This window comes from uncultured Sphingomonas sp. (assembly GCF_936927845.1).
Classification (GTDB): Bacteria; Pseudomonadota; Alphaproteobacteria; order Sphingomonadales; family Sphingomonadaceae; genus Sphingomonas.
Genome location: NZ_CAKZHV010000058.1, coordinates 154,661 through 174,962 on the forward strand (window position 1 = coordinate 154,661; position 20,302 = coordinate 174,962).

Sequence of the window (20,302 nt, forward strand, 5' to 3'; positions counted from 1 at the left end):
GACATTTCACCGCTAGCGCCGACGCACCCGCCGATCGGGCAAGGGAGTGTGGCGTTGCGATTGTTCCTGTTGCTGGCGAGTACCGCCGCTGTTCCCGCATTTGCGCAAACGGCGCCGCAGCTTTCTCCTGCTCCCGCACCGGCGCAGCCGGCACCCGCGGATGCGCCGACGCCCGCGACAACGGCGGAACAGGCGCCTGCCGTCCCCGCCGCGACACCGCCCGCCGGCTCCCCCAGCGAAGCCGGCGCCGCTTCACCCGACGCGCAGGGTGAGGCGGGCGAGGGCGAGGACATCGTCGTCACCGGGCGCAAGCCGGTCGGCAGCGTCGTCGGCGACATTCCCCCCGAACAGACATTGTCCCCCGCCGATATCCGCAGCTACGGCGTCAGCTCGGTTGCCGACCTGCTGACCGAGCTCAGCCCGCAGACGCGCTCGGGCCGTGGATCGGGCGGCGCGCCGGTGGTGCTGCTCAACGGCCGGCGGATCGGCGGCTTCTCCGAAATCCGCGACCTGCCGACCGAGGCGATCCTGCGGGTCGAGATCCTGCCCGAGGAGGTCGCGCTCAAATACGGCTACCGCGCCGACCAGCGCGTCGTGAACTTCGTGCTGCGCCCGCGTTTCCGCGCCTATACCGGCGAGTTGATCGACACGCTTGCGACCGACGGCGGGCGCAACCAGCCCGGTGCCAAGGCCGACTGGCTGCGCATCCAGCGCACCGGGCGCACCAGCGTCCACCTGGAATATGATCAAGCGAGCGCACTGACCGAGGCGGAGCGCAGCATCGTCCAGGCGCAGAGCGGGGCGTCGAGCGCGGGCACCGTCACCTTGGCCGATGGCACCACGCTCGGCGCACCCGCCTCGGCGGCGAACGGCGCGGTGGCCGCGGGTGATTTCCTCACAACCGTCAGCCCGGTCGATCAGTCGCGCTTCCGCACCTTGCTGCCCGAAACCAGGAGCTTTCAGGCGAACGGCGTCTATGCGACCAGCCTGAGCGAGCGGATCGGCGCGACCTTCAACGCGCGCGTCCAGCATGACGTGAGCGATGCGGACCGCGGACTGGTGACGGGAAACTTCCTGCTGCCCGTCGGCAATCCTTTCTCGCCTTTCGACAGCGAAGCGCGGGTCAGCCGCGCGTTTCCCGATCTCGGCGTGCTCGGCCAGCATGTCGAGAGCACCGACGCGCATCTGGGAGCGAGTGCCAACGGCGATCAGGGGCGCTGGCGCTGGACCGTCAACGCCAACGCCGATTACAGCGCCAGCAATACGCGCAGCCAGACCGGGCTCGACACCACCGCGTTCCAGGCGCTGCTGACCGCGAGCGACCCCGGCGCCAATCCGTTCGGCGCGTTTGATCTGGTGCGGGCGCCCGACAATCTCGGCCGCTCGCGGTCGACCAACCTCGCGTTCGACACGCTGGTGACCGGGCCGGTGTTCTCGCTGCCCGCGGGTGATGCCAACACCAGCATCCGTATCGGCGCGTCGAGCGCCGATTTCACCAGCCGCTCGACGCGCGCGGGCGTGACGCAGCCCGCCGACATCTCGCGCGACATCGGCAACGCGCAGGTCAATCTCGACCTGCCGATCGCCAGCCGCACGCGCGGGGTGCTGAGCGCTATCGGCGATTTCTCGTTGAACGCCAATGTGGCGGCGGATCATCTGTCGGACTTCGGCACGCTCTGGACGCTCGGCTACGGCGCCAACTGGTCGCCGCTACGGGGTGTGCGGCTGATCTACTCGGTCACCAACGAGGACGAGGCACCCTCCGCGCAGCAGCTCGGCAATCCGCAGGTGCCGACCGCGGGTGTGCGCGTGTTCGATTACGTCCGCGGGACGACCGCGACCGTCACCACGGTGACCGGCGGCAACCCGTTCCTGCGCGCCGACGAGCGCCACGTGACCAAGCTGGGCGCGACGCTCCAGCCCTGGTCAGATCGCGACATCAATTTCATCGCCAATTACGTCACCGAACGCGTCGACGATCCGATCGCGAGCTTTCCTGCCGCCAGCGCCGCGATCGAGGCGGCGTTTCGCGATCGCTTCACGCGCGTGAACGGCGAATTGGTGCGGCTCGACACCCGGCCGGTCAATTTCGCCCGCAGCGAGCGGTCGGAGCTTCGCTACGGCTTCAACGTCTCGTTCAAGTTGAAGTCCAAGATACAAAAGGAGCTGGAGGCGTTTCGCGCCGGAACCGGGCCCAACCCGTTCGCAGGGCTGCGCCCGCCCGGCGGGCGCCGTCGCGACGGTGAGGGTGCGCCGCCCGATGCGACCCGCCCCGACGGCAGCGGCGCGCGCGCGGCGGCGAACGGCGGCGAGCAACCCCGCAGCGGCGACGCGCCGGGTGGCGGACGCGGGCCCGGCGGCGGCTTCGGTGGTGGTCGCGGTGGTTTCGGCGGCGGGCGCTTCGGCGGCGGCGGCGGGGCGGCCGCCGGGGGCCGCGTGCAGTTCGCGCTCTATCACACCTGGCACTTCACCGACCGCGTGACGATCGCCGACGGCGGCCCGGTCCTCGACCTGTTGAACGGCGACGCGATCGGCGGATCGGGCGGACAATCGCGGCACGAGCTCGAGGGCCAAGCGGGTTACTCGAACAACGGCCTGGGCGCGCGCGCGTCGCTCAACTTCCAGAGCGCGACGCGGATCAACGGCGGGACGCCCACCAGCCCACAAACACTCGATTTCGGCAGCCTGACAACGGTCAACCTGCGGCTGTTCGCCGACTTCGGGCAGCGGATCGACCTGATCCGCGCGCATCCGTGGCTGCGCGGCACGCGCGTCACCTTGTCGCTCAACAACGCGTTCAACCAGCGCCAGCGCGTCACCGACCAGACCGGCACCGTGCCGATTGGCTTCCAGCCGGGCTACCTCGACCCATTGGGCCGGACGGTGCGGCTGTCGATCAGAAAGCTGTTCTTCTAAAGTCCGACCTTGGCGGCGAGCCAGCGCGCCGCCGCCTCGGGCGTCGCCTTGTTCGCGTCACGATCGACCATGTAGTTCGCCTCACGCATCGCGGCGACGTTGATACGGCCGATGAGTGGGCGCAGCGCGGCGAGGAAGCGCTGATCCCTCGTACGCTTGGGCGCGACGAGCAGGATCGCGTCGTAGCCGGGGATCGCGCGGCGAGGGTCGGTGAGCGTCACCAGTCGGTCGGCGGCGATCCGACCGTCGGAGGAGAAGGCGCTGATCACGTCGGCGCGCCCGCTCTCCAGCGCGCGGTACATGAAGGTCGGGCTGTACGGCGTGGCAGCGGCGAACCGCATCGGATAGGCGCGCTGGATCGCGGCCCATTCGGCACGGTCGAGAAATTCGAGGTCGGCGCCGAGCTTCAACTGCGGCGAGGCGGTGGCAAGGTCGGTGAGCGACGCGATGCCGCGCTGGCGCGCGTCGTCGCCGCGCATCGCAAAGGCATAGGCGTTCTCGAACCCGAGCGATCCGACCAGCCCGACGCCGCGCGTGCGGCCCGCCCATGCGGCGATCGCGCGCACCTGCTCAGCCCGTGGCGGCACGTCGGTACGCTTCATCTCGCCCGCCCAGATCGTGCCGGCATAATCGACGTAGGCGTCGATCTCACCCCCCGCCACCGCGCCGAACGCGACCGCGGAGCCGAGCCCGTCGCGGTACTGGACGGTGTAGCCTGCTTTGCTGAGCCGATCGCCGATCAACCGCGCGAGGATGTACTGCTCGGAAAAATTCTTGGCGCCGATCACCACCACGCGGTCGCCGCCGCGCGCCCACAGCGGTGTACTCGCCGCGACGGTCGCCGCCGCCAGCGCTGCCACCGCACCCCAGGTCAGCCAGCCGCGCCGCGTCCGCGCACCATGTTCGGCCAGTCCCAGCAACGCATCGACGCCGAGCGCGAGTGCCGCCGCCGACACGCACCCCGCAATCACCAGCGTCCACGCCTGCGTCTGCAACCCCGCGAAGATCAGGTCGCCGAGACTTGGCTGGCCGACCGTGGTCGACAGCGTCGCCGCGCCGATCGTCCACACGGCCGCGGTGCGGATGCCCGCCATCGCAACCGGCAGGACGAGCGGTATCTCGACCAGCCTGAGCTTCTGCGCCGGCGTCATTCCTACGCCGTCCGCCGCCTCCAGCACCGCCGGGTCGATCCCCGTCAGCCCGGTCACCAGATTGCGGATGATCGGCAGCAGCGCGTAGAGCGTCAGCGCGAGCAGCGCGGGCAGGAAGCCGAGCGCGGGCACGCCGCCGCCGACCACGCCCGACACCCACAGCAAGACGGGGTAGAACAGCGCCAGCAGCGCGAGGCTGGGGATCGTCTGCACCAGGCTCGCGAACCCCAGCGTCACCCGCGCCACGCGCGGGCGCCTGGCCGACCACCAGCCGAGCGGCAGTGCGAGCCCGAGTGCCAGCACCAGCGCGCTGACGCCAAGCAGCAGGTGCTGCGCGGCGAGCGCGGGCACGCGGGCGAAGGCGTCGCCCATCAGCGCGGCCCCCCTTGCGCGAGCGCCGCGATCCGCTCCGCCTGTGCGCGCGGCACCGCGACCAGCGCCTGCGCCGTGTCGCCGCCTTCACCGCGCATCAGCGCCGCGGGCGTGGTGTCGGCGGCGATGCGCCCGTGCTCCATCACCAGCACGCGCTCCGCGTCGAGCAGCGCCTCGGCCATGTCGTGCGTCACCATCAGCACGGTGAGCCCGCGCGCGCGCTGTAACCGCGCGATCGTCTGCCCCAGCGTATCACGCGTGACCGGATCGAGCGCACCGAACGGTTCGTCCATCAGCAGCAACCCGGGATCGGTCGCCAGTGCGCGCGCGACGCCGACGCGCTGGCGCTGCCCACCCGACAGTTCCGCCGGCATCCGCCGACCGAGCGCACGCGGCAGCTCGACCGTGTCGAGCAAGGCGTCGACGCGCGCGGGATCGCGCCGACGCTCGAGCTTCAGCGGGAGCGCGATATTCTCCGCCACCGACAGATGTGGGAACAACCCGACGTTCTGGAACACGTAGCCGATCCGACGCCTGACCTGCCACGCTGGCCCCTCGCTCACGTCCGCGCCGTCGATCAGCACGCGGCCGTCGCTCGGCTCGATCAGCCGATTGACCGTTTTCAGCAGCGTCGACTTGCCCGATCCCGACGCGCCCACCAGCGCGACGAAGCTGCCCGCCGCGATCTCGCACGACACCGCGTCGACCGCGACCGTGCCGTCGGCGTAGCGCTTGCTCACGCGCTCGAACGTCACCGCAGGTCCGGATGGCGGTTGCCCGGATTTCTCTGGCATCGCCCGCGACGATGCGGGAAGGATGCGCGCGGAACAAGAGTGGAGAGGGCATGAAGGCGATCCTGATCACCGGCGGCGGTTCAGGGATTGGGCGGGCGGTGGCGCAGTTGTTCGCGAACAAGGGCTGGCGCGTCGGATTGGCCGATGTCGACCGCGGCGGCCTGCGCGACACCGCCGCGCTGCTGCCGCCTGAGCGCACCAGCACGCACCAGATGGACGTGCGCGACCCCAGCGAGTGGGAGCATGTGCTCGACGAGTTCGCGAGCATGAGCGGCGGTCGGCTCGACGTCTTGTTCAACAATGCCGGCATCGCGCTCGGCGGGCCGTTCGGCGAGCTGTCGCTCGACGCGCTCGACCGCGTGATCGACATCAATTTCCGCGGCGTCGCTTACGGCGCGCGCATGGCCTATCCCTATCTCAAGGTGACACCGGGCTCGTGCCTGCTCAACACCGCCTCGGCGTCGGCGATCTACGGCTCGGCCGGGCTCGCGGCCTATTCGGCGACCAAGTTCGCCGTGCGCGGGTTGACCGAGGCGCTCGATGCCGAATGGGCGGCGGATGGCATCAAGGTGCGTGACCTGATGCCCGGCTTCGTCGACACCGCGCTTCTCAACACCGGACTGCCCGGCACCAACCGCAGCGTGCGCGAAGCGGTGGTCGCGGCCAAGCTGGAGTTCACACCCGTAGAGACGGTGGCCGAGGCGGCATGGGACGCGGTGCACGGCGACAAGCTGCACGCGGTGATCGGCCCGACCGCGCGACGGCTGTCGTTCGGCGCGCGCTGGATGCCGGGCCGCGTCCGCCGCATGATGACCGCGCGCGCGCTCGGCTAGTAGCAGGCGAGCTCGCCGCTCGCATCCGCGACGCAGCGGCGTATCGGCGGCGCGCCGGCGGGGCGGGGTGCAGTCGGTACCCGCACGCGCGGACGTGGGCCAGGCAGCGGCGGATCGATGCGCTGCAACTCGATTCGCGGCGCCGAAGGTGAAATCGGTGACGGCATCGGCGCAGGCGCGGGTGCGGCCGCGACGGCCGGGCGCGGCTCGGCGGTGGCCGGGCCGACATCGGCGAACCAGGACGGTGCGTCGGTCTCGATCGCGAGATCGAACGTCTGCAGATAGCCCGCATCACGGCCGACCCGCGCCGGGTCGAGCGTCAGCAGCACGACGTCGACGCCGCCCGGACTGCGCCGCAGCATGAACTGCCCGCGATAGCGGATCGGCGAGCGTAGCTTGACCGCGGGCTCCAGCCGTCGCGCCTGCCCGAACTCGGCCGCCAATTGCGTGAAATCGAGGATCGTGCGCGACAACCGCTTGGACGCCGCGCAGTCGAGCCCCGACGCGCCGGGATTGAGCGCGAGCCTGGGATCGAGCGCGAACGGGACCGTCAGCCCGTTGCCGCCCGGCGCGATGGTCGAAGCGGTGTCGTCCAGCCGCAGGTCGCCCGGCGCGACCGGCACGCCGAGCGTCGCCGCGGTCCCGATCCGGGACAGTGTCAGCCGCAGCTCACCGCTCACCTTGCCCACCGCCAGCCGCTGCTGTCGCGCATAATCGGAATAAGCGAAGTCGAGGTAATCGCACTTCACTTCGTTCAGCAGCGTCGCCACCGGTACGAGCGCAACCGGCGGGGTCGGGGCAGGAGCGACCGGACGATCCCGCGCCTCACCCGCCGACGTCGCGCATATCAGCGCGAAACCGCCGATCACGTGCGCGGCGGCACGCCGCGTGGCGCGCCTCGAAGTGGAGCCGATCATCGTACACCCCCGCTCCCCTCGCGCGCTGCCCCGTGCCGCGCGCGAGCGTTGATGATTCGTTAACGATGGTCGGGAAACTGTACGCCCCCGTCAACCGGGCGCGTGCGGCGCGCTTGACCCGAGTTTCAGCCGCCCAGGATGTCGTCGATCGCGCCCGCCAGTTCGATGTCGCGCGACGACAGCCCGCCCGCGTCGTGCGTCGTCAGCAGGATTTCGACCCGGTTGTAGACGTTCTTCCACTCGGGATGGTGGTCGGCGCGTTCGGCAAGCAGCGCGACCTGCGTCATGAATCCGAATGCTTCGGCGAAGTCGGTGAACACGATCGTGCGCGTGATCGCGTCGCGCGATTCCTCGAAATCCCACTCGGGCAGCGCATCCAGCGCGTCGGCGCGCTCGGCCTCGCTCAGTTGCTCGATCATGCCCTCGTCTCCCTGCTTGCCGGCCGAACCTCCCCCCGCCTATGGCGAGCGCGATGGAGCGGCAAGAGGTCTTGGGCGCGGCACCCACCGCCGAGGTGATCGAGGCTTATGCGCTGGGCGTGATCGCGCGACTGCCCGCCGCCTTTCGGCAGCATCTGCGCGACGTGGTGCTGCTGGTCGAGGAGGAAGCCGACGCCGAGATGCTGGCGAGCGTCGGGCTCGATCATCCACTCGACCTGACCGGCGTCTATGTCGGGCGGCCGGTCGGGGAGAAGTCGTCGCTCGACAGCGGCGCGTTGCCCGACCGCATCCACCTCTATCGTCAGGCGATCCTCGCCGAATGGTGCGAGTCGGGGGTGCGGCTCGATGATCTCGTCGCGCACGTCACGGTGCACGAGATCGGACATCATTTCGGCTTGAGCGACGATGACATGCACGCGCTCGAAGACGCGGTGGCGGATTGAGCGACGCGCTGGTCGTCGACCGCCTCGTCGTCGCGCGCGGCGAGCGGCGGTTCGCGCCCGTCACGTTCACCGCGCGTGCAGGCGACGCGGTGCTCGTCACCGGACCCAATGGCGTCGGCAAGTCGAGCCTGCTGCGCGTGCTCGCCGGTCTCGGGCGCGTCGGCGAGGGGAACGTCGTGCGACCCGCGGGCGGTGTCGCGCTGATGGACGAGGCGCACGCACTCGACCGCGCACTGCCGCTTGCCGCCGCGCTGCGTTTCTGGGCGAGACTCGATGCCCCCTTCCTGCACGATCAGCCCGAGCCGGCGACCCGCGTCGCCGCCGCGCTGGCGGACGCCGCGCTCGCCGATCTCGCCGACGTGCCGGTGCGGCTGCTCTCTGCCGGGCAGCGCCGCCGCGCCGCGCTCGCGCGCGTGGTGGCGAGCGGCGCGAGCTTGTGGCTGCTCGACGAGCCGGGCAATGCACTCGATGCCGCCGCGCTCGATCGGCTGTCGACGCTGATCGGGCGACACCGGGCGCGAGGCGGGATCGTCGTCGCCGCGACGCACCAGCCGCTCGCATGGCCGGGCGCTCAGCAGGTGCGGCTGTGATCGCGCTCGTCTGGCGCGACCTGCGGCACGGCTATGCGGGCGGTGGCGCGACGTTGGTGGTCGCCTTCTTCCTGCTCGTCGCGATCCTGTTCCCCTTCGCGATCGGCCCCGACACCGCGCTCCTGTCGCGCATTGGCGGCGGGGTGATCTGGGCGGCGGCCCTGCTCGCCGCGCTGATGCCGGTCGAGCGGCTGGTCGCGCCCGATCTCGAAGCGGGGGTGCTCGATCAACTGGCGGTGCGCGAGCAATCGCTGGCGGCGGTCGCCGCGGCAAAGATGCTCGCGCACTGGCTCGCCTTCGCGCCGCCGCTGATGCTCGCCGCGGTGATCGCGGGCGGATTGCTCGACCTGTCCAGCGACACGCTGCTGCTGGTCGAGGCGGGGCTGCTGCTCGGCACGCCGGGGCTCGCCGCGCTCGCGGTCGCGACCGCCGCGCTGCTGGCGGGCGCACGCGGGGCGGGGGCGGTCGCCGGGCTCGTCATGCTACCGCTCGCGGTGCCGCTGCTGATCTTCGGCGCGGGTTCAATCACCGGCGGGGCAGGCGGTCTGAAGCTGCTCGCCGCGACCAGCCTGCTGCTCGTCGCCGGCGCGCCCTTCGTCGCGGGTGCGGCGATCCGCGCGGCGATGGAATAAGCTGGCGCCTTAGCGGCTCCAGCGCGCCCAGATCGCGGTCGGCAGCGTCAGCCCGCGCGCTTCCTCGCGTACCGCCAGTTCCCCCGCCTCGACCGTGCCCGGCAGGTCCGCGAACGCCTGGCGCAGCATCTCGCCGATCGCCAGCGCCGACATCCGCACCGCGTAGACGGTCAGGAACAGGTAGCGCGAGTTCGCGTCGAGCAGTTGCCGGCAGTCGGCGATCAGCCGCGGCAGATCCTCTTCCAGCCGCCACACCTCGCCCGTCGGCCCGCGCCCGTATTTGGGTGGATCGAGCAGGATACCGTCGTAACGGCGCCCGCGCCGGACCTCGCGCGCGATGAACTTCGACGCATCGTCGATGATCCAGCGCGTCGGCGCGTCGGACAGCCCCGAGAGCGCCGCATTGTGGCGCGCCGCCTCGACCGACTTCTTGGACGCATCGACGTGGACCATCTTGGCGCCGATCGACGACAGGGCGAGCGTGCCGACTCCGGTGTAGCCGAACAGATTGAGGCATTCGGGGTTATCCGCGCCTTCGAGCTGCTGGCGCATCCACACCCATACCGGTGCCATGTCGGGGAAAAATCCCAGGTGGCGAAACGGCGTGTTCTGCGCGTTGAAGCGCGCCTCGTGCCACTCCAGCGTCCATCCGTCCGCGGGCACGCGCTTGGTAAAGCGCCACTGCCCGCCGCCGTCCTCGTCGCTGCCGGGAACGAACTCGCCGTGTGCGTCCCAGTCGGTGCTGGCGGGTGCCCACAATGCCTGCGGTTCGGGCCGGATGAAGCGGTAGCGCCCGTAGCGTTCCAGCTTGCGGCCGTGGCCCGAGTCGATCAGCCCGTAATCGCTCCAGGGCTCGCCGATCAGCGTCTCGAGCTTCATCGCGCTACCGCCCGCTCGGCGATATAGGCGCTGACTGCGGCGTAGCTGGCGTCGAGCACGTCGAAGCGCTCCTCGCGCTCGAACAGGTCGCCGACACGCGCGGGCAGGCCGGGACGCGTGCCGGTCGCGCGCTCCACCGCGTCGCGGAACTTCGCCGGGTGCGCGGTGGCGAGCGTCACCATCGGCACGTCGCTTGCGTGGCGCTGCGCCGCGGCGAGTGCGATCGCGGTGTGCGGATCGAGCGTCTGGCACGCATGTTCGTGCGCCCAGCGCATCGCCAATGCCATCTCGTCAAGGTCGACGCGCTCGGCGGTGAACAGCCCCGCCGCGCCTTGCGATTGCGCGTTGGTCAGCCGCATCGCGCGGCTTCCTTCGAACCCGCGCATCTGCGCCGCGATCGCCGCTCCGTCGCGGTTGCCGAGATCGAACAGCAATCGCTCGAAATTGCTCGACACCTGGATGTCCATCGACGGCGTCGGCGTCTGCACCACCTCGCGGCTCGAATAGTCGCCGGTGGTGAGCGCGCGCGCGAGGATGTCGTTGACGTTGGTGGCGACGATCAGCCGGGCGACCGGCAGCCCCATCTTCGCCGCGACATAGCCGGCGAACACGTCACCGAAATTGCCCGTCGGCACGCTGAACGCGACCGCGCGCTCAGGCGCGCCGAGCCGGACCGCGGCGTAGAAATAATAGACCACCTGCGCCATCAACCGTGCCCAGTTGATCGAATTGACCGCGGACAGGTGGAAGCGGCCGGCAAAGGCGGGATCGTTGAACATCACCTTCACCAGCGCCTGCGCCTGGTCGAAATCGCCACGGATCGCGATGTTGTGGACGTTGGGCGCACCCACCGTCGTCATCTGCCGCCGCTGCACGTCGCTGACGCGGCCCTCGGGGTGGAGCATGAAGATGTCGACGCCCGCGCGCCCCGCCACCGCGTCGATCGCCGCCGACCCGGTATCGCCGCTGGTCGCGCCGACGATCGTCAGGTGATCGCTGCTGCCGGTCAGGAAGCGTTCGAACAGCAATCCGAGCAACTGCAACGCCACGTCCTTGAACGCGAGTGTCGGGCCGTGGAACAGCTCGAGCAGCCACTGGTCGTGATCGAGCTGGACGAGCGGCGTGACCGCGGCGTGCGAGAAGCGGCCGTATGCCTGCGCACACAGCGCGTGCAGCTCGTCGCGTGTCATCACGTTCCCGACAAACGGCATCATCACCGCGACCGCGGTGTCGACGTACGACAGCCCGGCGAGCGCGGCGATCTCGTCCCGGCTGAACGTCGGCCACGTTTCGGGCACGTACAACCCGCCATCGCTGGCGAGTCCGGCGAGCGTGACCTCGCGAAAGTCGAGTGCGGCCGCCTGGCCGCGCGTGCTGACGTAGCGCATGGCCGCGCGGGGTAGCCCTAAGCCCCTGGCCCCGCAACCGGCGCGCGACGCCGGAGCACCGCGACCGCGTAGATGATCGCGGCGACGGCGGCGAACAGGAACCATTGGACGCCATAGGCCAGGTGATTGTTGGGCACGACGCCGACGTCGGGCCGGGTGTTGGCAGAAAGCCCCGCGACCGGGCGATCGGCGACCAGCAGCATCTCTTGCGGCGCATGGTCGAACAGCCCCGCGATCAGCGGTCGGGCGTCGGGCGCGTGGCTGATGAAACCCGACACCGCGCCGCCGCGCCAGTCGACCCGCTTGTTCGGATCGCGCGTGGTGCCGAGCTGCACCTTGACGCCCGGCCCTTCCGCGCCGGTGCGGCACGCCGCGATCAGGCGAAAACCCGCGTTGCCCGCGCCCGCGCGCGTGATCGTGACGGGTGACAGGCAGACGATGCTGCTGCGGCGGAACAGCAAGGTGTCGTCGCTCTGCCGCGGAAAAGCGACCGGGGGCTTGGCGGGATTGCCCGCGAGCTGCGCCAGATAGGCTTCCTTCTCGGGTAGGCGAACCGTGATCTGCCAAATGCCGAGCGCGATCATGCCGCACACGGCGAGCACGACGATGATGGTGGGGACGACCGGTATGCGCTTCATCACGTGCGCCTCTTACCCCGCCATGCCCGACGCGTCGCGCAACAAAGAAGGGGTGCGGCTCGCATCCGAACCGCGCCCCCTTGTCGAGCCGATGACCGGTCGATCAGCCGCCGTGGACCGGCGCGCCCCAGCCGCCCCAGACGTAGATCGTGACGAACAGGAACAGCCACACCACGTCGACGAAATGCCAGTACCAGGCCGCCGCCTCGAACCCGAAATGCTGCTTCGGCGTGAAGTCGCCCTTGTAGGCGCGGATCAGGCACACGATCAGGAAGATCGTACCGACCAGCACGTGGAAACCGTGGAATCCCGTCGCCATGAAGAACGACGCACCGTAGTTGAGGCCCTTGAACGGGAACGGCGCGTGCATGTACTCATACGCCTGGATCGAGCTGAACAGCACGCCGAGCGCGACCGTCAGCCACAGGCCCTTCAACACGCCGTCGCGGTCGCCGACACCCAGCAGACCCCAGAAACCGCGCTTCACCCCGCCGCGCTGGTTGTGGATCAGCGCGTGGTGCGCCCAGGTGACGGTCGTGCCGCTGGTCAGCAGGATCAGCGTGTTGAGCAGCGGCAGCTCGAACGCGTTGATGACTTCCAGCCCCTTGGGCGGCCATTGCGCCGCGATCGCGGCCGCACCCTCGGCGGCGCGCTCGACCTGCCCGTCGACGAAGCTCATCGCGGTCGGGAACAGTGCGAAATCGAAGTACGCCCAGAACCAGCCGACGAAGAACATGACCTCCGAGGCGATGAACAGGATCATGCCGTAGCGGAAATGAAGCTGGACGACCGGGGTGTGATCGCCCGCATGCGCCTCGCGGATCACCTGATGCCACCAGCCCCACATCGTGCCGAGCACGCCGGCCAGACCGATCAGGAACACCCAACCGCCGCCCACCGCGCTGTGCATGTACATGATGCCACCCGCGGCCATGACGAGCGCCATCATCGATCCGATGAGCGGCCACGGGCTGGGTGGAAGGATATGGTAATCGTGGTTCTTCGCGCCGGCCATGCGTGGCATCCCCCTAAAGGCGTTTCTTCACGCTTTAACCCGCCGTTTTGGCAGAATCCACCGGGTAAAACGTGTAGGAGAGCGTGATCGTCTCGACATCCTTGGTGTCGGGATCGGTCAGGATCTTCGGGTCGACGAAGTAGATCACCGGCATCCGCTGCGTCTCGCCGGGTTTGAGCGTCTGCTGCGTGAAGCAGAAACACTGGATCTTGGTGAAATATTTGCCCGCCACCGCCGGCGTCACGTTGTAGGTGGCAGTCCCCGTCACCGCTTGCGCGCCGCGGTTGGTCGCTTGAAAGAACGCCATGTCACGCGCGCCGATGTCGACTTCCTGCTCCTCCTGTTCGGGCGTGAAGCGCCACGGCAGCTTGGGGCTGGTGTTGGCGTCAAACGCGATCCGGATCGCGCGGTGAACGCCGCCCGGCGCCGCGAGCCCGCGGTTGGTGGTGCCGTTCAGCCCGGTTGCCTCGCAGAACAGGCGGTAGAGCGGCACGCTGGCGAAGGCGACACCGGTCATGAAACAGATGCCCAGCACCGCCAGCAGCGCGGTGCGCACCCGCCGGTCGAGCCGTCCGATCACTGCGCCATCCCCTCCCTGATCTTCGCGATGGTAATGAAGAAGGTCAGCACCACGAAGGCGAGCAGCAGCACCGCGGTCACGATCGCGCGCGCCTTCTGCCGCCGCTGGATCAGCTCCTGTTCGTCACTCATGGGTTCATCCGTCATGCAAGCCACCGATCGACGACCAGCGCGCCGAAGATCACGAAAAGATAGATGATCGAATAAGCGAACAACCGCTTCTCCGGCTTCATGCCGGGGGTGTTGCGCCCGATCGTGACGCGTGCGGCGAGTGCGGCGAAGATCGCGGTCAGCGCGATCGACGCGACGCCGTAAAAGGCGCCGGTCAGCCCGAGCGGCCACGGCGCCACCGCCACCAGCGCCATCGGGATCGTGTACAGCCCGATCTGCCGCCGCGTCGCGCGCTCGCCCGCCACCACCGGCAGCATCGGCACCCCGGCCTTGGCGTAATCGGACTCGATGAACAGCGCGAGCGCCCAGAAATGCGGGGGCGTCCACAGGAACACGAGCGCGAACAACAGCACGGGTAGCACCGCGACCTCGCCCGTCGCCGCTGCCCAGCCGATCAACGGCGGAAACGCGCCCGCCGCGCCGCCGATGACGATGTTCTGCGGCGTGCGTCGCTTCAGCCACACGGTGTAGATCAGCACGTAGAACAGGATCGAGACGGTCAGGATCGCCGCGGCGGCCATGTTGACCGCCAATCCCATCAGGATGACCGAGAAAGCGGCGAGCCCGACGCCGAAATGAAGCGCCGACTGCCGGTCCATCCGCCCTGCGGGCAGCGGGCGCTTGGCGGTCCGCTTCATCACCGCGTCGAGGTCGGCTTCGTACCATTGGTTGAGCGCCCCCGCCGCGCCAGCGCCGAGCGCGATGCACAGGATCGCGGTAAAGGCGAGCACGGGCGCGATGCCGCGCGGCGCGGCCAGCATCCCGCACAATCCGGTGAAGACGACCAGCGTCATCACCCGGGGCTTGGTCAGCGCCAGGAAGTCGCGCCAGTCGGCGGGCGGCAACAAGGGAGCGGCAGTGGTCATCGCGAGCCCGCGGCTATACCCGTCGCGGGCGCAGCGCGAAAGGCTCGCTTTTTCGTAGCCTAGTAGGGCGAGTCAACGCCGAGACCCCCTTCTTGAGGAGAGGGTGAGAGGAGAATCAATCGGGCAGCCGCGCGAGCCAGTCGAGCAGCAGCCGGTTGACCTCGGCCGGTCGCTCCTGCTGCGTCCAATGCCCGACGCCGTCCAGGATATGTCCTTCGACCTTCGGCACGTGCGGGCGCATGACCGCGATCGGATCGGCCATCGCGCCAAAGCCGGTGGTCGCCGGGTCCTTGCTGCCGCCGATGAACAAGGCGGGTGCCTCGATCCGGCGGTCCGCGAACTGCTGCTGCCACGCCCAGTCGCGCTCGTGATTGCGATAACGGCTGAGCGGTCCGAAGAAGCCTGAGCGCTCGAACTCGGCGACGTAATAATCGAGATCGGCGTCGCTCAGCCACGCGGGGAACGTGCCGGGATCGACCATCCCTTCCAGCAAGGTCGCGCCTGCCGGCTTGTCGGGCCACGTGCCCGGTGGCGCATCGCCCGAGATCGCGTAATAGAATTTGCGCAGGAAATCGCGCACGTCCGCCTCGGCCTCGCGTTCGGCCGGGCCGACGGCCGCGAACCATTCCTGGTAGAAGAAGCGTCCCTTGTCGGTGAAAGCGCGGCGGAACGTCTCGTTGAAGGGCCGCTTGGCGACGCCGACGAACGGCACCGAGAGCGCGGCGACCGCGCGGAACCGCTCGGGTCGCGACAGGATCGTGTTCCACACGATCGGCGCACCCCAGTCATGGCCGAGCAGGATCGCGGGCGCCCCTGGTTGCAGCGCGTCCGCCACGCCCGCGACATCGGCGGTCAGCGCTTCCATCGAATAGGCCGCCACCTCCGCCGGCTTGTCCGACCCGCCATAGCCGCGCACGTCGATCGCCGCCGCGGTATAGCCCGCATCCGCCAGCACCGGCATCTGGTGGCGCCACGAATACCAGCTCTCGGGAAAGCCGTGGACCATGACGATCAGCGGACCCGACCCCTCCACCGCGACGCGCAACCGTGCCGCGCCCGTGTCGATCATGCAGAAGTCGGGCATCACGCTCTCCTGCGATAAAGATCATCGTACCGGTACGCAGTGAAGCCGAGTTGCGTGCCGAGCGCCAGCACTGACGCGCGTGCATCGTTGTGCGCTCGCGCGCTGCCGGGCCGCCGCGTCAGTCGTACGCGGCGGGCAGCCAGTTGCGCGTCACCAGTACCTCGTCACCGACGCGGACGTTGCGGAACAGGATGCGCGCGAACGGCAGCGGCACGCCGATGCAGCCGTGCGTGACCCAGTCCCATTCGACCTTGCTGCCGTGGATCGCGACATAGCTGCGCGTCAGGCGCAGCGCGTACGGCATCGCCGCATCGTAGCTGCGCGAATATTTGTCGGCGTCTTTTTCCAGGATCGGAAAACGGCCGAGCGGGGTAGGGTTCTCGGGCGGACCTGCGACCGCGAACGAGCGGCCGATCTCGACCCCGCCGCGATAGACGTAGAGCTGACGCCGCGCGACATCGACGACGATGTGGGTGGCACCGGCCGGGGCACCATCGTCGTCCCACACGTAATCGCCCGGCTCGAGCGCGTGGCCGACATCCAGGATCGTGTGAACCGCAGGATCGCCGCTACGATGCGGGATGCCGCGCGCGGCAGCGGCGGAGAGCGGCGCGGCGGCGATCAGCCAGGCGAGCAGGACGGCGCGGATCATGCGCGAAGATCGCGCGAGCGGCGGGCCCGTTCCAGTGGCGCTTTTGCCACGTCCCGTTGCGGCACGCTTCGCGCACGCGTTCACGAGCGCGGGTTCGGTGCGGCCTTCCATCGTCTCGTCACCCCGGACTCGATCCGGCGTCCCGCTGCTTTCCGCGATGGCGGTCAAGAAGCGGGATCCCGGGATCAAGTCCGGGATCACGGTAGCGCATAAAAAACGCCCCGGCGTGGAAGCCGGGGCGCTCGAAGGTTGGTCGATCTATGCCGTCGATCAGTCGATCTTGGGCAGCGTCTCGAACTGGTGGAACGGCGGTGGGCTCGACAGCGTCCACTCGAGCGTGGTCGCGCCTTCGCCCCAGGGATTGTCGGGGGCCTTCTTGCCCGCGATCAGCGACCAGACCACGTTGACGAAGAAGATCGCCATGCCTGCCGCCATGATCATGTAACCGATCGAGGCGACGTTGTTCCAGTGCGCGAAACCGTCCGGATAGTCCGGATAGCGACGCGGCATGCCCTGCAATCCTAAGAAGTGCATCGGGAAGAACATGATGTTCACGCCGACGAAGAATACCCAGAAGTGCGCCTGGCCGAGTGCCTCCGAGTACATCTTCCCCGACATCTTGGGGAACCAGTAGTAGAAGCCCGCGAACAGCGAGAACACGGCGCCGAGCGACAGCACGTAGTGGAAGTGCGCGACGACGTAATAGGTGTCCTGCATGTAATCGTCGACGCCGCCATTGGCGAGCACGACGCCCGTCACGCCACCGACCGTGAACATGAAGATGAACCCGATCGCCCACACCATCGGGGTCGGGAAGCGCAGGCTGCCGCCCCACATGGTCGCGATCCACGAGAAGATCTTGATGCCGGTCGGCACCGCGATCACCATCGTCGCGGCGGTGAAGTACATCTTCACGTTCACCGACAGGCCGGTCGTGAACATGTGGTGCGCCCACACGACGAAACCGACCACGCCGATCGCGACCATGGCGTACGCCATGCCGAGATAGCCGAAGACGGGCTTGCGGCTGAACGTTGCGACGATGTGGCTGATGATGCCGAACCCCGGCAGGATCATGATGTACACTTCGGGGTGGCCGAAGAACCAGAACAGGTGCTGGTACAGCACCGGATCACCGCCACCCGCCGGATCAAAGAAGGTCGTGCCGAAATTGCGGTCGGTCAGCAGCATCGTGATCGCGGCCGCGAGCACCGGCAGCGCCAGGAGCAGCAGGAACGCGGTCACGAGCATCGCCCAGGCAAACAGCGGCATCTTGTGCAGCGTCATGCCCGGGGCGCGCATGTTGAAGATCGTGGTGATGAAGTTGATCGCCCCCAGGATCGAGCTCGCGCCCGCCAGGTGGAGCGACAGGATCGCCATGTCGACGCTCGGTCCCGGCTCACCGTAGGTGGAGAGCGGCGCATAGACGGTCCAGCCGGTACCCGCACCGCCGAAGAAGGGCGAGGCGAGCAGCAGGATGAACGCCGGCACCAGCAGCCAGAAGCTGACGTTGTTCATGCGCGGAAACGCCATGTCGGGCGCGCCGATCATGATGGGGACGAACCAGTTGCCGAACCCGCCGACCATCGCGGGCATGACCATGAAGAACACCATGATCAGGCCGTGCGCGGTCACCAGCACGTTCCACAGGTGAAGCGCCTGATCGAACGTCTGCGTCTGCCCACCGTGAAGCATCGCGACCCAGGTCGGCAGATACTGGATGCCCGGATGCGCCAGCTCGGCGCGCATCAGCCCCGAGATCGCGCCGCCGACGATGCCGGCCACGATCGCGAAGATCAGGTAGAGCGTGCCGATGTCCTTGTGGTTCGTTGACATGAACCACCGCGCGAAAAAGCCCGGCAGATGGTCGGCATGCGCGTCGTGATGATGCGCGTCGTGCGCCTGAAAGGCGGATGGATGGAGTGCGGTGTCAGTCATGGTCAGCGTCCAGCTTCGCCGACGCCACCGGGGTTACCGGTCGCGCCCTGCGGAATGACGGGGGGAGTGGCGGTGCCGTTCTCGGTCGGGCTGGTCAAATTGTCGACGATCGCCGCCTCGGACGCGACCGTTGCCGAATTGTCCGAGCCCGGCTGCGGGATCACCGCGTCGGACGGCTTGCCCGGCGTCGGCATCGTGCCGCCCTTGGCGCGGACCCAGGCGGCGAACTGCGCCGGCGACACCGCCTCAACCGCGATCGGCATGTAAGCGTGACGCGCGCCGCACAGCTCGGAGCACTGGCCGAAATAAAGGCCGGGCTTGTCGATCGTGAAGCTCGTTTCGTTCAACCGGCCGGGGATCGCGTCCAGCTTGATCCAGAACGCGGGCATCGCCCAACTGTGGATCACGTCGTTGGCGGTGGTGATCAGCCGGATCGGCACGCCGACCGGCAGCACGACGCGGTTGTCGGTGGCGAGCAGGCGCGGGCCGTCGGCGTCGGTGCGATACCGCTCGCCCGCGGCCACGTCCTGCTTTTCCTTCAGCAGGTTGGCGGTGATCTCGATCCCGCCGTTGTCCGGGTATTGATAGCTCCAGAACCACTGGTTGCCGATTGCCTTCAACGTCACAGCACCAGCGGGTGCGGGCTTGAACTGCGCCTGCAGCAGCCCGATCGAGGGTACCGCGATCGCGACCAGGATCAGCACCGGCGCCAGCGTCCACACCACCTCGATGAACGTGTTGTGGCTGGTCTTCGACGGGATCGGATTGCGCGCCGCGCGGAAGCGCACCATGACCAGCACCAGCAGCGCCAGCACGAACAGCGACACGATCGTGATCAGCGGAAACAGGATGCGATCGTGAAACCAGTGCGCGCGCAGGCCGTTTTTTGTCACCTGCGGCTGGATGCGCATCAACCCGTCGGTCGGTTGACCGATCATCGGCTTGGCGCTCATCGTCGGCGCACCGTCCTGCGCCAGCTCGAGCGAGGCGGGCGCCTTCTGGTTGAGCACCGCAGGAGCCGCGGCGTTCAAATTGGGTGCGGCAGGATCGGCCGTGTTGGCGGGTTCAAGCGCGCTAGGCGCGCCCGGTTGCGCGGTCTTGATCTCGGGCGCGGCGGCCGGCGTCTGGGCATATGCGCCGCCCCCCGTGCCAAGTCCGAGGCCGGCGAGCGCGAGCCCGCCTGCCAAGATCATCGTCTTCAAGCGGTTCATCGTGCTTCCATCACCCCTGCATCGCGGCACGGGAGCGCCCCCCCAGATACCTTGCGGGCATTCTCGCCCATTACCTCCGCCTATACGCGGCGCCCCCTTTTGCCTCAAGAGGGCGCGATTGCGCGAATTTTCGCAGCTTCCTTGCGTTGCGCCCGCCCCTTCGCACCCGTATCTGCGCCACCAGCAACAGGGACGGAGTGCGCGCGCGATGACCGAGGACGAGGTACTGGCCGAGTTCCGCGCCGCCGACGCGCTGCTCGAAGGCCATTTCATCCTGTCGTCGGGTCTGCGCAGCCCGCGCTACCTGCAATGCGCGCGCGTGCTGATGGACCCGCGCCGTGCCGCGCGGCTGTGCGAGGCGCTCGCCCGGACGATTCCGGCTGATCTGCGCGCCCGCATCTCGGCGGTGGTTGCGCCTGCGATGGGTGGGGTGATCGTCGGCTACGAAATGGCGCGCGCGCTGGGCGTCGAGGCGATGTTCGTCGAACGCCCGAGCGGGACGTTCGAGCTTCGCCGCGGGTTCCGGCTGGCCGAGGGGCAGGAGGTGCTGATGATGGAGGACGTCGTCACCACCGGCTTGTCGAGCCGCGAGGCGATCGCGGCGATCGAGGCGGCAGGCGGGCGGGTGATCGCGGGCGCGGCGCTGGTGGATCGCTCGAACGGTGCCGCCGACATCGGCGTGCCGTTCTTCCCGCTGCTCCGTCTCGACGTGCCGAGCTACGCCGCCGACGCGCTGCCGCCCGAATTGCAGGCGATCCCGGCGATCAAGCCCGGCAGCCGGGCGGCAGCCTGA

Annotated in this window: 21 protein-coding genes; 6 read left to right on the top strand and 15 right to left on the bottom strand. The window is 68.9% G+C overall.

Features of this window, described 5'->3' with window-relative positions; translation table 11 throughout:
- The first annotated feature begins 54 nt into the window (after positions 1–54).
- The gene (locus Q0579_RS09765) at positions 55–2,916 is read left to right on the top strand and encodes a TonB-dependent receptor (protein ID WP_298811741.1); all 2,862 of its coding nucleotides are present in this window, start codon (positions 55–57) and stop codon (positions 2,914–2,916) included.
- Here the strand turns inward: Q0579_RS09765 and Q0579_RS09770 are convergent.
- Positions 2,913–4,439, bottom strand: coding sequence for an ABC transporter permease/substrate-binding protein (locus tag Q0579_RS09770; RefSeq protein WP_298811742.1), 1,527 nt, complete (start codon positions 4,437–4,439; stop codon positions 2,913–2,915). The genes Q0579_RS09765 and Q0579_RS09770 overlap by 4 nt on opposite strands.
- Positions 4,439–5,233, bottom strand: coding sequence for an ATP-binding cassette domain-containing protein (locus Q0579_RS09775; RefSeq protein WP_298811744.1), 795 nt, complete (start codon positions 5,231–5,233; stop codon positions 4,439–4,441). Before Q0579_RS09775 ends, Q0579_RS09770 begins: the two co-directional genes overlap by 1 nt.
- Before the next feature lie 50 nt (positions 5,234–5,283).
- Between Q0579_RS09775 and Q0579_RS09780 the strand changes: the two genes are divergently transcribed.
- Positions 5,284–6,066 (top strand): SDR family oxidoreductase, encoded by a 783-nt coding sequence (locus Q0579_RS09780; RefSeq protein WP_298811746.1) that lies wholly within the window; start codon positions 5,284–5,286, stop codon positions 6,064–6,066.
- Here Q0579_RS09780 and Q0579_RS09785 read toward each other — a convergent pair.
- Together Q0579_RS09785 and Q0579_RS09790 are read right to left on the bottom strand one after the other, a co-directional pair.
- Positions 6,063–6,983 (bottom strand): hypothetical protein, encoded by a 921-nt coding sequence (locus Q0579_RS09785; RefSeq protein WP_298811748.1) that lies wholly within the window; start codon positions 6,981–6,983, stop codon positions 6,063–6,065. The two genes, Q0579_RS09780 and Q0579_RS09785, sit on opposite strands and share 4 nt — an antisense overlap.
- 125 nt (positions 6,984–7,108) lie before the next feature.
- On the bottom strand, positions 7,109–7,402 hold the full coding sequence (locus Q0579_RS09790) for a 4a-hydroxytetrahydrobiopterin dehydratase (RefSeq protein ID WP_298811750.1): 294 nt from the start codon (positions 7,400–7,402) through the stop codon (positions 7,109–7,111).
- Positions 7,403–7,455: 53 nt separating this feature from the next.
- On the opposite strand from Q0579_RS09790, the gene Q0579_RS09795 reads away from it, so the two are divergent.
- The 3 genes from Q0579_RS09795 to Q0579_RS09805 are packed head-to-tail and all read left to right on the top strand — an operon-like array spanning position 7,456 to position 9,088.
- The gene (locus Q0579_RS09795; RefSeq protein ID WP_298811751.1) at positions 7,456–7,866 is read left to right on the top strand and encodes a metallopeptidase family protein; all 411 of its coding nucleotides are present in this window, start codon (positions 7,456–7,458) and stop codon (positions 7,864–7,866) included.
- Positions 7,863–8,456: a heme ABC exporter ATP-binding protein CcmA gene (gene ccmA, locus Q0579_RS09800; protein ID WP_298811752.1), complete on the top strand. Its 594-nt coding sequence runs from the start codon at positions 7,863–7,865 to the stop codon at positions 8,454–8,456. The genes Q0579_RS09795 and ccmA overlap by 4 nt, the downstream gene beginning before the upstream one ends.
- Positions 8,426–9,088, top strand: coding sequence for a heme exporter protein CcmB (locus Q0579_RS09805; protein WP_298811754.1), 663 nt, complete (start codon positions 8,426–8,428; stop codon positions 9,086–9,088). The genes ccmA and Q0579_RS09805 overlap by 31 nt, the downstream gene beginning before the upstream one ends.
- 9 nt (positions 9,089–9,097) lie before the next feature.
- Here Q0579_RS09805 and Q0579_RS09810 read toward each other — a convergent pair whose 3' ends face one another.
- The 11 genes from Q0579_RS09810 to coxB all read right to left on the bottom strand — a co-directional run bounded on the left by Q0579_RS09810 (position 9,098) and on the right by coxB (position 19,509).
- Positions 9,098–9,967: a class I SAM-dependent methyltransferase gene (locus Q0579_RS09810; RefSeq protein ID WP_298811756.1), complete on the bottom strand. Its 870-nt coding sequence runs from the start codon at positions 9,965–9,967 to the stop codon at positions 9,098–9,100.
- Complete coding sequence (thrC, locus tag Q0579_RS09815; protein WP_298811758.1) at positions 9,964–11,355, bottom strand: threonine synthase; 1,392 nt, start codon at positions 11,353–11,355, stop codon at positions 9,964–9,966. The genes Q0579_RS09810 and thrC overlap by 4 nt, the downstream gene beginning before the upstream one ends.
- A 17-nt stretch (positions 11,356–11,372) precedes the next feature.
- The gene (locus tag Q0579_RS09820; RefSeq protein WP_298811759.1) at positions 11,373–11,993 is read right to left on the bottom strand and encodes an SURF1 family cytochrome oxidase biogenesis protein; all 621 of its coding nucleotides are present in this window, start codon (positions 11,991–11,993) and stop codon (positions 11,373–11,375) included.
- A 103-nt stretch (positions 11,994–12,096) separates the two neighbouring features.
- Positions 12,097–13,008 (bottom strand): cytochrome c oxidase subunit 3, encoded by a 912-nt coding sequence (locus tag Q0579_RS09825; protein ID WP_298811760.1) that lies wholly within the window; start codon positions 13,006–13,008, stop codon positions 12,097–12,099.
- 34 nt (positions 13,009–13,042) lie between these two features.
- Entirely contained in the window at positions 13,043–13,588 is a 546-nt protein-coding gene (locus Q0579_RS09830; protein WP_298811762.1) for a cytochrome c oxidase assembly protein, read from the bottom strand.
- Entirely contained in the window at positions 13,585–13,719 is a 135-nt protein-coding gene (locus Q0579_RS09835; RefSeq protein ID WP_298811764.1) for a hypothetical protein, read from the bottom strand. The genes Q0579_RS09830 and Q0579_RS09835 overlap by 4 nt, the downstream gene beginning before the upstream one ends.
- Positions 13,720–13,730: 11 nt before the next feature.
- Positions 13,731–14,624 (bottom strand): heme o synthase, encoded by an 894-nt coding sequence (locus Q0579_RS09840; protein ID WP_298811765.1) that lies wholly within the window; start codon positions 14,622–14,624, stop codon positions 13,731–13,733.
- A gap of 115 nt (positions 14,625–14,739) precedes the next feature.
- Positions 14,740–15,708 (bottom strand): alpha/beta hydrolase, encoded by a 969-nt coding sequence (locus tag Q0579_RS09845; RefSeq protein ID WP_298811767.1) that lies wholly within the window; start codon positions 15,706–15,708, stop codon positions 14,740–14,742.
- A gap of 118 nt (positions 15,709–15,826) precedes the next feature.
- Entirely contained in the window at positions 15,827–16,360 is a 534-nt protein-coding gene (locus Q0579_RS09850; protein ID WP_298811769.1) for a L,D-transpeptidase family protein, read from the bottom strand.
- A gap of 270 nt (positions 16,361–16,630) precedes the next feature.
- Positions 16,631–18,298, bottom strand: a complete 1,668-nt coding sequence (ctaD, locus tag Q0579_RS09855) for a cytochrome c oxidase subunit I (protein ID WP_298811770.1) — start codon at positions 18,296–18,298, stop codon at positions 16,631–16,633.
- Positions 18,299–18,300: 2 nt separating this feature from the next.
- Positions 18,301–19,509: a cytochrome c oxidase subunit II gene (coxB, locus tag Q0579_RS09860; RefSeq protein WP_298811771.1), complete on the bottom strand. Its 1,209-nt coding sequence runs from the start codon at positions 19,507–19,509 to the stop codon at positions 18,301–18,303.
- Positions 19,510–19,717: 208 nt separating this feature from the next.
- Between coxB and pyrE the strand changes: the two genes are divergently transcribed.
- Positions 19,718–20,302 (top strand): orotate phosphoribosyltransferase, encoded by a 585-nt coding sequence (gene pyrE, locus Q0579_RS09865; RefSeq protein WP_298811772.1) that lies wholly within the window; start codon positions 19,718–19,720, stop codon positions 20,300–20,302.